Origin of the sequence: Archangium violaceum, assembly GCF_016859125.1 — a bacterium.
Lineage (GTDB): Bacteria > Myxococcota > Myxococcia > Myxococcales > Myxococcaceae > Archangium > Archangium violaceum_A.
This window is the reverse complement of record NZ_CP069338.1, coordinates 7,717,798-7,730,664: the sequence shown is the minus strand read 5'-3', so window position 1 is coordinate 7,730,664 and position 12,867 is coordinate 7,717,798. Positions and strand designations below refer to the sequence as shown.

Here is a 12,867-nt window from a genome sequence, read left to right as displayed (position 1 = left end):
ACGCTAGGCTGCGCCGCTTTTTGCATCCTCCCCGGAGGTCAACCTCGTGCTGGAAGTACTCCTCGTCGTCGTCTCGGTGCTCTTCCTCGCGGCGCTCGGCTACATCTTTTTCGGCCAGAAGCAGGCCACGGCGCTGCCCCCTCCCACCCATGCGAAGGCCGCCGAGCTGGAGTCCGACTCCAAGGCCCGTGCGCGTCTGGAGGCCGACCTGGAGCGTAAGCGCAAGGAGCTGGATGAACAGCGGACGCAGCTGCAGGACGTGAAGGAGCAGCTCAAGCAGGCCAAGCGCAAGCTCTACGAGCAGAAGGAGTCGGAGAAGGGCGAGAAGGACCTGGCCCGCGCTCGCGCCGAGGTGGAGCGCAACGCCTCCATGCAGCTCGAGGTGGTCCGGGGCGAGCTGGCCCAGGCCGAGGCGGAGATCGCCCGGCTGAAGTCCGAGATGGAGATGGGCCGGGGTGGCCGCCGGGGTGGTGCTCCCGCCGCCGCGCCCGCGCCGCAGCAGCAGCTCTCCACCCCCGCGCAGCCGGAAGAGCGCGTGGTGACCGCGACCACGACGGTGATGCCCGCCGCCGCTCCCGCCGCCGAGCCGGCCCCGGAGCGGGGCCCGCGCCGCTACCGCGACCTGAACGACGCCGACCGCGAGAAGATGGAGCGGCTGGAGGCGACGGCGAACAAGGAGCGCAGCCGGGCCGCCGAGCTGGAGCGTGAGCTCAAGCGCATCAAGGGCCGCGCGGACTCGCAGCAGCGCATCTTCGCCGCCAGCAAGAACGAGCTGGAGCTGGTGAAGGACAAGTACAAGGCGCTCGAGAAGCGCCTGAACCGCACCCTGCTGGAGCGGGATCTGCTGCGCCGGGCCATCAAGGACCTGGAGAAGAAGACCGGCATGTTGGCTGAGCGTACGGAGCTGACGCCGGACGAGATGGCGGCCAGCGACCGCAAGGTGGAGGAGGCCGCACAGGCCCGGACCGCCGCCGAGGCCGCGCAGCAGCAGGCCGCCGCCGCGTCCGAGCAGTCCGGCGTGTCCAACGAACAGCCCGCCACGGGCGAGTCCAAGCAGGACGAGAATCCCACGACGCCGACCGCGTAACACTCCCCTCTCCCCCTGGGAGAGGGTCGGGGTGAGGGTATCTGGGGTCCCGGGCCGCTACCGGGCCCCCGAGGTCCGAGGGTTCAGTCCAGGGGTACCGGCGTGTAGATGACCAGGTCTCCCAGCGTCGTCCGCCGGACCCCGTTGTCGTCCAGACCACCCACGATGAGCACCGAGCCGTCCTCCAGCACCGTGCACGTGTGCTGGTGACGCGCCTGCTCCAGCGGCTTCAACCCGAGCAATGCCGTCGAGCCACCGTCCGTCCCGGGCACGAGCAGCTCCACGTGCGGGTCGCTCACGGGCCCGCTCGCGGTGAACTGGAGCCCTCCGAGCGTCATCACCCGCCCATCCGGCAGTGCCACCGCGCACAGCTCGCTCCGGGCGAACACCTGGGGCCCGGCCGTCACCTGTGATGCATCACCCGGGGAGACGACCTCCGAGGTCGGCAGGAACCGCACCCCCAGCACGTCCTCGGGACGCGATGCGTCAGGCGAGTCATGGCCGCCCACGTACAACAGCCGCTCCGGCCCGCCGAACGGGACGAGCGCCGCGTCGCGACGGGGCTCCCGCAGCCGCGCGTCCTCGCCCACCGGCACGAAGGAGCCGCCCTCGTACGAGAAGAACAGCACCTCCGGCCTCAACTCCGTCCCATCCGAGCCGCCCACCACGGCGATGCGCTGGCCGCCCCGCACCGGCATCACCCCCATGCCCACCCGGGGCACCGGCGTGCTCACGGAGAACACCTGGCCCGTGCTGGAATCGTAGCCCTCGGCCTCCGACACCACCGCGCCCCCCGCGCCCACGCCTCCGACGAGCAGCACCCGCCCGCTCGCGTCCACCGCCGCCCCGTGGTGGCTGCGCGCCGCCTTCAACGCCACCTCCGTGGACGTCCCCCGCGCGACATCCAGCACCCGGGCATGGCCCACGGGCAGCGAGCCCTCCACCGACTGCACCTCGCCACCCGCCAGCAGCACCTTGCCATCCGGCAGCCGCGTCGCGGTGTGGAACGCCCGAGGAGAACCCAGCCCCTGCACCTGCTCCAGCGTGCCCGTCACCGGATCGAACAGCTCCGCCGAGGAGAGCGTGGCGTCGTTTCCCCGCGAGTCGACCTGGAAGCCACCGGCCAGCAGCACCCGGCCGTCCTCCAGCAATGTCGCGGTGTGCCCGGCCCGGGGCTCCGAGAGCCCCACGCATACCTTCGACCTGCCCGGCCGCACGTACTCACCCACCCGGCGGAGGGCGACGCGGACCTTCGGGTGGCTGGCGTCCGCCGACTCCGGCACATCGAAGGGATGCGAGCGCCCCAGGGCCACCACGCGGCCTCCCGCACGAGGCAGATCCGTGTAACCGCGCACCTCCAGCACGCGCCCCGGGCCCGACGGGACGGCCGGCAGCTCCGCCGTGCCCCGATCCAACGGGACGTAGCGCTCCACGGGCTCCATCCCCGCTCCGGTGACGCGGAAGCGCAGGTAGCTCACCCCGTCCAGCGCGGGCGTCCCGGAACACGCCTGGGGGAGGAGCTCCGCCTCGTAGCGCGCCTCCCGCGGCCCACAGCCAGAAACGAGCCCCAGCGCGACCACCCACGTCTTCCAACCTGGCGACCGGGCCCTGCCCTGTCGGCTGCCCCTCCGGACGGGCGAGGTCCACCCGTTGATACTCCGCCCCATGGCGTTCCCCTTTTGCGGTTTCCGGCCACGGCGCAGGCAAAGATGGCTTGCGCTCGGACCGTCGCGAGCGTAGCGATGCCCTCCAGCCGTGGTCAACGCGGCGCCTGTTCCTGAATGAAGCTCTCGCTCGCCACCCGCATATTCCTCGGCTACGCGGTGGTGCTCGTCACCTTCGGCGCGGTGTCTCTGTTCAGCGTCGCCGAGCTCCACCGCAACCGGCTGGAGATCCGCCTGGTGAGCCAGGGCTACCTGCAGCTCTCCCAGGACGCGGCCACGCTCGAGTCCTTCCACACCAACCAGGAGAAGGATACCGAGCGGCTGCTCGAGGAAGGCAGCGTCGAGACACGGCGGGCCCTCATCCGGCTCGCCCGGCTGTACTTCCCCTCCCTGATGGCCGAGCGGCTCCAGGAGGCGCAGGCCCGTGCCCGCGAGGTGCGCGCCCTGGCCCCCGCAGGAGAGGTGCACTTCGTCCAGGATCTGGAGTCGCGCATCGGCGAGCTTTCCAAGCGCTACCAGGCATACGGACGCGCGGCGGAGGCCGTCTTCACGGTGCTCTCCAACGAGACTCCCGCTCCGGAGGCCGTGTCCCACGCCACCACCGAGCTGCGCCAGCAGGAGACCTCCATCGGCCGCGACATCCGCTTCCTTCGCGCCGCTCTCAACAACCGCATCCGCGAGCGCGTGGACGGGGCCGAGGATCGCGAGCGGCGCACGGGCCTGGCCATCATCACCCTGTCCGTGCTGGCCATCGGCGTGGGCCTGGGCGCCACCGCCTGGTCCGCTCGCACGCTGCGCCCGGTGCGCACCCTCATCGAGGGCGTGTCGCGCATCGGCCGCGGCGACTACAGCGCCCAGCTCGGCGTGCGCGGTGAGGACGAGGTGGCGGTGCTCGCCCGCGAGTTCGACGCCATGGCCCGCTCGCTCCAGGCGCGCGAGGCCCAGCTCAAGGCCCAGGCCGAGGCCCTCATGCGCGCCGAGCAGCTCGCCGCCGTGGGCCGCATCTCCGCGCAGGTGGCCCACGAGGTGCGCAACCCCCTGTCCTCCATCGGTCTCAACGTGGAGCTCATGCAGGACGCCTTCGAGCACGCCACCTTCGACTCCCCGGAGGAAGCCCGCGAGGCACGCGAGCTGCTCGCCGCCATCAACCGCGAGGTGGACCGGCTCACCGAGGTGACGGAGCAGTACCTGCGCATGGCCCGGCCGCCCCGGCCCAGCCTCGAGCCCACCGACGTCACCGACGTGCTCGCCAGCGTGCTGGACTTCTCTCGCGAGGAGCTGGAGCGCGCCCACGTGGAGGTGGTGCGCGAGCTCTCCCCGGACACCCCGCGGGCCCTCGCCGACGAGGGTCAGCTGCGCCAGGTGTTCCTCAACCTGCTGCGCAACGCCCGCGAGGCCATGCCCGATGGAGGCCGCCTCACCATCGCCACGCGCGTCCACGCTCACGAGCTGGAGGTCGCCCTCCAGGACACCGGACGCGGCATGAGCGAGGCCGAGCGCTCACGCATCTTCGAACCCTTCTTCACCACCAAGGAAGACGGCACGGGCCTGGGGCTCGCCGTCTGCCAGCAGATCCTCAAGGCCCACGGCGGCGCGCTCTCGTGTCAGAGCGAGCCCGGCCGGGGCACCACCTTCTCCGTCAGGCTTCCCCGCGCATGAGCTTCACCTACCACCGCGACGTCCTGCCCAATGGGCTGCGCGTCGTCACCGTCGAGACCCCCCACCTGCACACCGCCCTGCTCGCGGTGTACGTGCGCACCGGCAGCCGCCACGAGACGGCCGCCAACAACGGCGTCAGCCACTTCCTCGAGCACCTCTTCTTCCGGGGCACCGAGGGCTGGCCGGACACCATCAAGATGAACACCGCCGTGGAGGAGGCGGGCGGCAACCTCAACGGCGTCACCACGCGCGACCACGGCTACTACTACACCCCGTTGCACCCGGCGCACCTGGACGTGGGCCTGGCCGTCCTCGGCGACATGCTCACCCGCCCCAAGCTCACCGACATGGAGGTGGAGCGCAGCATCATCCTCGAGGAGATGCTCGACGAGGTGGACGAGAAGGGCCGGGACATCGACATCGACAACCTGTCCAAGCGCATCCTCTTCCCCGAGCACCCCCTGGCCTTCAAGATCGCCGGCACACGCGAGTCCGTCTCGGCGCTCACCCACGCGCAGGTGCTCGAGCACTTCGCGCGCCACTACGTCACCGGCAACCTGGTGGTGACGGCCGCAGGCCGGGTGAAGCACGACGAGGTGCTCGCGCTGGTGGAGCGGCACTTCGCCCGGCTGCCCCAGGGCCCCGAGAGCCTCGACATCCCGCCGCCCCCCACGCCCGCGGGTCCCCTCCTCCACGTCGTCACCCACGACGAGGCCCAGACGGAGTTCCGCCTGAGCTTCCGCACCGTCCCCGAGCACCACGAGGACTGGCCCGCCCTGCAGCTACTGCGGCGCTTCCTCGATGACGGGCTGTCCTCGCGGCTGCCCTTCGAGATCGTGGAGAAGCGCGGGCTCGCCTATTCGGTGCATGCCTCGCTGGAGGCCTTCCACGACGCGGGCATCTTCGAGATCGAGGCCGCGAGCGCTCCGGACCGGGCCTCGGTGGTGGTGGCGGAGATGTTCCGGGTACTGGGCGAGCTATGCGGCACGGAGGTGGGCGAAGAGGAGCTGACGCGGGCCAAGCGGCGGCACCGGATGCTGCTGGAGTTCGCGCAGGACTCGCCGGGCGAGCTGGCCGGCTGGTTCGGCGGCACGGAGCTGTTCCGCCGCCCCGAGTCCTTCGGCCGGCGCGCGGACCTGGTGGACGCCGCCACCGCCGCCCACGTGCGCGACGTGGCCCGGCGCTACTTCGCCCGGGAGAACCTCACCGTGGTGGCAGTGGGCCAGCGCAAGGGGATCAAAGCCCTGGAGAAGGTCGTGGACACCGCCGAGGGGCTGCCCACCTCGAAAGTCTGACACCGGCTCTCGGATTTCCAGCGGCCCCCTTCGCGCAATCCTCCGCTTCCTCTCTGGCACCCACGTCGGCGCGGCCATTGCACACCGGCGGGACACACTCCACCGAGGTTCGCGACATGAAGAAGATGGGATGGCTCGTTCCCCTGCTCCTGCTGGCCGGCTGTGAACCACTCCAAGGCTCCGAGGGCGCGGTCTGGACCGCGAGCACCCGCGAGGCCACCGTCTCGCTGACGGAGAGCATGGCGACGTCCGTCACGGAATGCACCTTCAACTCCTCCACCCGGAAGCTCATCAGGACCATCAGAGAGAACGGACCCGGCGGCCAACGCTGGCAGGAGGACGAGCGGCTTCTCTCCGCCGACCAGGCCGCCCGCTACGAGGAGCTCCTCGCGCACATCCAGCTCGATGACACCTCGAAGCCCGGCGATTGCTGGAACGATGTGCCCTCGCTCAACCTCCGGCTCGTGGATGACTCGGGCGAGTCACGGCTCTACTACACCGACCCCGAGAAGGAGAGCTGCGGGCGGTCGGAGGCCTTCGTCGTCAAGGAGGACGTCCTCGCCGTGCTCGACCTCTGCAACGCCCTGTTACCCGAGCCTCTCTGACGGCCGATCGTCAGATACTCGTCAGTCGATGAAGCACCCCTGACATCGCCCGAGGCTTCCCGGAGGGATCCCACTCCAGGCGTCCACTCCGGGACATCAACTTCCCGGAGAAGGTGTGGTAGAGGCCCCGCCGAGGGGCTACCCTGCTCGGAGCGCCCCTGCACCAGGTCCTCTTCGTCCCAGGGACGCTCCGATGCTGATGACAGCCGTCGTGACCCAAAAGGAACCCGTCATCTTCAGTCAGGTGGTGGAAGCGCTGTTCAAGCACGGCATCAAGGAGCGGCTCGACGAGAGCACCCGGCGACGACTCAAGACGATCGGCATCGATCTGGACCAGCCGTTCCTGGTCGCCTACTCCATCCCGACCTGGTTCGCCGCCCTGCGTGTCTGCGCCGAGGTCCTCCATCCAGACCTCCCCAGTGAGCAGGCCCGCTATCGGATCGGCCGCCTGGTGGTGGATGGCTACGGCCAGACCACGATGGGCAAGGCCGTATTCGCGATGCTCCGGATGCTCGGCTGGGAGCGCTCGCTGACGCGGATCTCCCGCGGGCTGCAGTCGGGGACCAACTTCCTGGCGGCCCGGACCCGCTTCCTGACAGATGGCTCCCTCGAGGTCATCTTCGAGGTCATGCCCGAGTTCCACGCCGCCCTCGGCTCCCAACACGGCATCGACCCGTACTTCATGAACGGCACCATGGACGGGATGATGGCGCTGGTCGGCGCGCCATTCGAGAGCGGCAAGCTGCAGCCCATCGAGCCCGGCTCGCAGCACGTCGTCTACCTGCTGCGCCGCAGGGTCTGAGCCGGCTACTCCTCGAGCGGCTCGAAGTCCGCCTTGGTCGCCCCGCACTGGGGGCAGTACCAGTCCTCGGGAATCTGCTCGAAGGGCGTCCCCGGAGCGATGCCCGAGTCGGGATCTCCCTGGGCCGGATCATAGATGTACTCACACATGGTGCAGCGGTAGCGCTTGTTCATGGATCAGGTCTCGCTCGCGTTCAGGTATCGGGTGAGGCGGAGTTTCAGCCCCAGTGGGGCGAAGGGCACGAACCATGTGCCCAGGAGATTGACAAGCCCGGGCACCACCACCGCCCTGCCTCGCTTCATGGCCCGGTAGCCGGACTCGGCCACCTGCCGCGCATCTCCACTTCCGAGAGGTCCGCTGAAGAGCCGGGGCCGCTGGTGCTCCGCGGCCCGCGCGGCGAACTCCGTGTCGGTGAACCCCGGGCACAGGGCCGTCACCGTCACGCCCCGGCCCCGCAGCTCCTCGTGCAGCGCGGTGGAGAAGGACAGCACGTACGCCTTGGTGGCGTAGTACACGGACATGAGCGGGCCTGGCTGGAAGGCCGCCGTCGACGCCACGTTGAGCACGTACCCGCCCCCCCGCGCCACCATGCCCGGCACGAGCTCGCGGGTGAGCGCGGTGAGCGCCCGGACGTTGAGATCGATCATCCCCAGCTGTCCCTCGGCGGGCAGCTCGGCGAAGGGCCCGGCCAGACCGAAGCCGGCGTTGTTCACCAGGACCTCGACGTCGAGATGGCGCTCCTTCACCTCGCGCATCACGGTGGCCACGCCCTCGGGTGTACCGAGGTCCGCGCCCACCACCACGGAGGGAGTCCCATGGGCCTGCTGGAGCTGATCCGCCAGGGCCCGCATGGGCTCGGAGCGCCGGGCCACCAGCACCAACGCGTACCCCTCACGCGCGAGGACCGCCGCCAGCTCCCGGCCGATGCCGCTGGAAGCCCCCGTCACCACCGCGTACCTGCGCGCCCGCTCGATGCTGTCCATGACGCCACGCTTCCCAGGGAGTGCGCACCGCGTCAATGGTCTTGTGGAGCTCTCGGGGTGTACCCTGTGCCTCACTCACTCAATGAAACCCTCCCCCATCGATTGGCGTGCGCGTCTGGAAGCCTGTGGATTCGAAGGGGCGGAGCTCGTGCCCCCCACGTACGGCGCCCACGTGCTGTGGTCCCGGAGGGAGACCCAGGCGGCCGAGGCGGCCCTGCATGAGCAGCTCGAGCAACAGCCCGAGGACAAGGACGCCCTGAAGATGTTGGTCTCCCTCCTCCGGGAGCTCGGGAGGGCCGACGAGGAGGCACCCCTGCGCCGGCAGCTCCACGCGCGGCGCTGCCGTGACATGGGGGTCCCCCAGGAGGCGATGGACTCGGTGATCGCCTACCTCGAAGCGGCCGAGACCGGGAGCACGCCACCGGAGCGATCGGCCGATGCCTATGTCACCGCGCTGTTCGACGTCTACGCCCCGAGCTTCGATGACAGCCTGCGCGGGTTCCTCGCCTACCGCGCGCCCGAGCGGCTCATGGACGCGGTGCGCGCGGTGCTCGGTGAACGGAAGGCGCTCGATGTGCTCGACCTGGGCTGCGGCACCGGGCTGGCCGGTCCACTCCTGCGGCCCTTCGCCCGGCGCCTGGAGGGAATCGACCTCTCGACGGGCATGCTGGCCAAGGCACGCGAGCGCGGCGTCTACGACATGCTGCGGGCCGGGGAGATCACCGCGGAGCTCGGCGCCTCCACGGCCCACCACGATCTGATCGTCGCCGTGGACGTGCTGGTCTACATCGGCGCGCTGGAGCCGCTCTTCGAGCGCGCGGCCCGAAGGCTCGCGCCCGGAGGCCTGTTCGCGTTCACCGTGGAGAAGGGAACCGAGCCGGGGTACCGGCTCCTGCCGAGCGCGCGCTATGCACACCACCTCGACTACGTGCGCGGCTGCGCCAGCGCGGTGGGCCTGCGTCCGGTGGTGGAACGGGAGGACATCCTGCGCAGGCAGGCGGGTCAGCCCGTCATCGGCCACGTGGTGGTGCTGACCGGGAGCTGAGCCGCGCGCGACATGCCGCGCCTCCCGGGCCGCGACGCTCAGCGCCGCCCACCGCGGATGATGATGGGCCCCGACTTCTTCTTCCGGGGCAGTGCCTTCTTCAGTTCCTTCTGGATCTCCAGGTACTGAATGTTGGCCGCGTCCTGCTTGAGCGCCTCGCCGATGAGCTTCAGGCCCTGCTCGGGCTTCATCCGGGCCTGCGCGTACAGATCGGCGAGCGCCACCTTCTCCTCCAGCAAGGCCTCGCCCACGCCGACGAGCCGCTCCAGGGTGGCCATGGCCTCCTCCCGCTCACCGGCCTGCCGCTGCAGGCGCCACATCCGCGAGAGCGCCGGCGCGAAGCGGGGGTTCTCGTTGAGCGCGTAGCCGAAGTCCTCCTTCGCGCGCTTCATGTCTCCCTGGGCCTCCTGCACGCGGCCCCGCACATAGAGGGCACGCGCCGAATCCGGCTGCACCTTCAGCGCCTGCTCCACCTTCGCCAGGGCCTCGAGCTTGTTCCCCAGCGCCAGCTTCGTCTCGGCGAGCCGGGAGATGAGTTCCGCGTTCTGCGGGTAGAGGGCCACCGCCTTGGAGAGCAGGGCCTCCGCGTCCTTGTGGCGATCGAGCGTGGAGAGCACCCGCGCCCGCACCGAGACGAGCTCCGGGTTCATGGCCCCCTCGCCCTGGACCTGCGCCAGATCCTGCTCGGCGTACTCCGCATAGCCGCTCTGGAGGAAGTAGCGGGCACGCAGCACCCGCGCCGACACGAGCCCCGGCTGCTCCTCCAGGAGCCGATCCATCAGCTTCGCGGCGAGCACCTCGTCGCCCTTGGCCAGGAGGATCTCCGCCTCCACCACCTTGGCGTTCACGTCGTCCGGGCGCTCCTGCTGGATGCGCTCCAGTGTCTTGAAGGCGGCCTCGTGCTGGCCCTCCATCGTCTGCAGGTGGGCCAGCTCGAGCACGTCCGTGTCCTCGAGCTGATCCGTGTCGCGCAGCTCCATCAGGACGCCAATGGCCTCGCGGATGCGCCCGTCATGCTTGTAGCGCTCGGCCAGCTTGCGCTTGATGGCGGGGGCCTCGGCGGGGTTGAGGGCCATGGCCTGCTTGAGGGCCAGGATGGCCGCGCCCGTGTTGCCCGCCCGGCGCTGGGCCTCGGCGAGCTCGATGAGCGGCTCGGTGCTGTCGGGCATCAGGCCCGCGGCCTCGGTGAAGGCTTTCGCGGCCAGCTCGGGCTGGCCGCTGGTCATGAGGCCACGACCTTCGTCCATCTTCGCCTGGATCTTCCTCTCCCGGGACTGGACCGAGAGCGTCTCGGGGTCCTTGCAGGCGAGCGAGAGCAACAATGGCAGGGCCCAGAGCGGGCGGGGAAGTTTCAAATGCATCGCTGAGATGGAGGGTAGCGGATGTTATCCTGCGCCGTCGATGGACCCATTCGTGAGGCGCCTCGTGGAGAGGCTCCATGATCCGGCGCGGCCCCTGTCGCGCAACCGGCACTTCCACACGTTCGACACCCCCGAGGGTCGGATGGCGCTGAAGGTGTATCGCCGGCTGAACAGCATCCACAAGGACATCCTCGCCTGCGTGCGGGAGGGCCGGCGTGCCCGCCTCTTCCGCCACGTCAACGACGAGGGCGAGCACCGCATCGAGCTCCACTTCGAGCGGATCGCCGGACGCCGCGTGTCCCATCTGAAAGCCGCCGAGCTGGAGCTGCTCGCCCAGCTGCCGGGCGTGCGCGACGCGCTCGAGGGAGACCTCTAGGCCCCGGCCTTCTCCGGAGCATGGATGGGCAGCTCGATGCGCAGGCGGGCGCCGCCCTCCTGACGGTTCTCCGCGACGAGCGAGCCACCGAAGCGCTCCACCAGATCGCGGGAGATGGACAGGCCCAGGCCCGTCCCCTTCTCCGGGCCCTTGGTGGTGAAGAAGCTCTCGAAGAGGCGCGGAAACACATCCGGCGGGAAACCCGGACCGTTGTCCTCCACCAGCAGCACCACGCGCTCGCCCCGCACCTCGCCCCGCACGCGGATCTCCCCTTGGGACACACGCGCCCCCTCCAGGGCGTCACCGGCGTTGACGAGTAGGTTGAGCAGCACCTGCGCGAGCCGCCGAGGCGTGATGAAGACCCTGGGCAGCGCCGCGGGCACCTCCACCTTCAGCGTCGCCACGCTCTTGAGCCGGATCGACGCCAGGCGCGCCGCGTCCTCCACCACCCCCAGCAGCTCGCACTCGGACGCGGCCTCCGCGTCCATGCTCTGGGAGAAGCCCTTCAGGTCCGTGATGATCTGCTGGATGCGGTCCATGCCCGCGTTCGTCTCGGCGAACACCTCCTCCAACTCCTGACGGAGCTCGGCGGAGAGCGGCTGGGCGAGCACCTCGGTCTCGATGAAGTGGATGTTGGCGCGGACGAAGGCCAGCGGGTTGTTGATCTCATGCATCACGCCGGCGGCCAGGCGGCCCACGGTGGCCAGCCGCTCGGACTGGGTGCGCTTGAGCTCGGCCCTGGCGAGCTTCTCCAGCGTCTCGCGGCGGGCCCGCTCCAGGCGGGACTCGTTCTGCGCCGCCGCGGCCTTGCGGAACTGGTTCGAGCCGAAGACCCCGAAGAACGTGGCCGACCCCAGGATGGACAACCACCCCGCGGTCTGGGCGAAGGAGGCCGTCCCCATCGGCACCTGCGCCATCATGACCAGCGCGCACCCGATACCGCAGGCCACGGCCGAGCCCGACTCCTCGGGATAGGTGAAGGCCGTCAGCAGCGGCAGGGTGGGCACGAGGTGGACGTACGGGCTCTCGAGCCCCCCCGTGGTGTAGACGAGGGACAGGTAGAAGAAGCTGCCCAGCGCGCAATGACCCAGGATGAGCCAGCGCCGCTGCTTCTCGGCGGCGTGCTCGAACAGCAGGGCCAGGGCCACCAACTCCAGGGCCCAGGACGCTCGCGCCAGGAACGCGTCCAGACGCATGGCGGGCAAGGTGAATACGTCGAGCAGGGTCAGCAGCGGGAGGACCGCGGCGAAGACCAGGGACTTCCTGCCCGGGGCCGTACTCACTCTGTCGAAGAGGGGGAACTTCAAGACCTGGCTCGCCCGCGGAAGAGGTTGCCCAGGCTGAACGCCTCGTCGTTCTCGCGGCCCACCACGCGCGCCTTCATACAGGCGCGACAGGCCAGGCCGTCCCGCAGCGCCTGTCCTTCACGCAGGGGCTTGCGCTGACCACACTCGACGCACTCGAAGGTGCCCGCGCTTTCGGTGGGCGCTTCGTCCTCCAGGTCGACCAGGACGCTGGGGGGCTCGTGCTCCTCGTGAATCGGCCTGGGAGGCGGAGGCGGAGGGGCGACGGTGGGACGTGGCGTGCCCGCGGGCTTCGGGAGGCCGGCGCGCGCGGGGGAGCGGCCGGGGTCCCGGACTCCGAGCTGCTCCAGCTCCCCGGCATCGAGGAACATGCCATGGCACGCCGAGCACACCTCGACGGTGACGTTGGAGGGAAGCACCGCGGGGGTCATGAGGATCCGACACTCCACGCAGTTACGGACCGTCAAGCCGCCGATGAGCTGGTGCCGGGCGGCGGCGCCGAAGGCATTCTGGATGCGTCCGCGCGCGCCCCAGCATCCTCCGCACTGGGGACAGCGCTCCAGCTCGAGTCCGGCGCCCGAGGGCGTCCGCGGGCTGAAGGCCTGGAGAGAGTGGGTACAGCCGGGACACTTGCTCTCGGAAGTCATGGACGGAGATCCTACGACCCGTTCTCTCCGAGTGCGAGA

Annotated in this window: 13 protein-coding genes; 7 read left to right on the top strand and 6 right to left on the bottom strand. The window is 70.2% G+C overall.

Going from position 1 to position 12,867, the window contains the following annotated elements:
* Positions 1-49 precede the first annotated feature (49 nt).
* Positions 50-1,087: a cell envelope biogenesis protein TolA gene (locus tag JQX13_RS33135; protein ID WP_239015401.1), complete on the top strand. Its 1,038-nt coding sequence runs from the start codon at positions 50-52 to the stop codon at positions 1,085-1,087.
* Between the two features lie 83 nt (positions 1,088-1,170).
* Here the strand turns inward: JQX13_RS33135 and JQX13_RS33130 are convergent, their stop codons facing one another.
* Positions 1,171-2,754: a kelch repeat-containing protein gene (locus JQX13_RS33130; RefSeq protein ID WP_239014003.1), complete on the bottom strand. Its 1,584-nt coding sequence runs from the start codon at positions 2,752-2,754 to the stop codon at positions 1,171-1,173.
* 114 nt (positions 2,755-2,868) lie between these two features.
* Here JQX13_RS33130 and JQX13_RS33125 point away from each other — a divergent pair, with 114 nt between their 5' ends.
* From JQX13_RS33125 to JQX13_RS33110, 4 genes are all read left to right on the top strand, one after another.
* Entirely contained in the window at positions 2,869-4,410 is a 1,542-nt protein-coding gene (locus JQX13_RS33125; protein ID WP_203403470.1) for a sensor histidine kinase, read from the top strand.
* Complete coding sequence (locus JQX13_RS33120) at positions 4,407-5,705, top strand: M16 family metallopeptidase (protein ID WP_203403469.1); 1,299 nt, start codon at positions 4,407-4,409, stop codon at positions 5,703-5,705. Before JQX13_RS33125 ends, JQX13_RS33120 begins: the two co-directional genes overlap by 4 nt.
* Positions 5,706-5,821: 116 nt before the next feature.
* Complete coding sequence (locus JQX13_RS33115) at positions 5,822-6,310, top strand: hypothetical protein (RefSeq protein WP_203403468.1); 489 nt, start codon at positions 5,822-5,824, stop codon at positions 6,308-6,310.
* A gap of 211 nt (positions 6,311-6,521) precedes the next feature.
* Positions 6,522-7,112, top strand: coding sequence for a DUF2378 family protein (locus JQX13_RS33110; RefSeq protein ID WP_203403467.1), 591 nt, complete (start codon positions 6,522-6,524; stop codon positions 7,110-7,112).
* 5 nt (positions 7,113-7,117) lie between these two features.
* Here the strand turns inward: JQX13_RS33110 and rd are convergent, their stop codons facing one another.
* The gene (rd, locus tag JQX13_RS33105) at positions 7,118-7,285 is read right to left on the bottom strand and encodes a rubredoxin (protein WP_203403466.1); all 168 of its coding nucleotides are present in this window, start codon (positions 7,283-7,285) and stop codon (positions 7,118-7,120) included.
* Positions 7,286-7,288: 3 nt separating this feature from the next.
* Positions 7,289-8,095, bottom strand: coding sequence for an SDR family NAD(P)-dependent oxidoreductase (locus JQX13_RS33100; RefSeq protein WP_203403465.1), 807 nt, complete (start codon positions 8,093-8,095; stop codon positions 7,289-7,291).
* Between the two features lie 148 nt (positions 8,096-8,243).
* Here JQX13_RS33100 and JQX13_RS33095 point away from each other — a divergent pair, with 148 nt between their 5' ends.
* Complete coding sequence (locus JQX13_RS33095; RefSeq protein WP_203403464.1) at positions 8,244-9,140, top strand: class I SAM-dependent DNA methyltransferase; 897 nt, start codon at positions 8,244-8,246, stop codon at positions 9,138-9,140.
* Between the two features lie 38 nt (positions 9,141-9,178).
* Here JQX13_RS33095 and JQX13_RS33090 read toward each other — a convergent pair whose 3' ends face one another.
* Positions 9,179-10,495 (bottom strand): tetratricopeptide repeat protein, encoded by a 1,317-nt coding sequence (locus JQX13_RS33090; protein ID WP_239014002.1) that lies wholly within the window; start codon positions 10,493-10,495, stop codon positions 9,179-9,181.
* Between the two features lie 46 nt (positions 10,496-10,541).
* On the opposite strand from JQX13_RS33090, the gene JQX13_RS33085 reads away from it, so the two are divergent.
* Positions 10,542-10,877, top strand: a complete 336-nt coding sequence (locus tag JQX13_RS33085) for a hypothetical protein (RefSeq protein WP_203403462.1) — start codon at positions 10,542-10,544, stop codon at positions 10,875-10,877.
* On the opposite strand, the gene JQX13_RS33080 is transcribed toward JQX13_RS33085, so the two are convergent.
* A complete protein-coding gene (locus tag JQX13_RS33080) occupies positions 10,874-12,184 on the bottom strand; it encodes a sensor histidine kinase (RefSeq protein WP_239014001.1) in 1,311 nt (436 codons plus the stop codon). The genes JQX13_RS33085 and JQX13_RS33080 overlap by 4 nt on opposite strands.
* Entirely contained in the window at positions 12,181-12,828 is a 648-nt protein-coding gene (locus JQX13_RS33075; RefSeq protein ID WP_203403461.1) for a zf-TFIIB domain-containing protein, read from the bottom strand. The genes JQX13_RS33080 and JQX13_RS33075 overlap by 4 nt, the downstream gene beginning before the upstream one ends.
* Between the last annotated feature and the right edge of the window lie 39 nt (positions 12,829-12,867).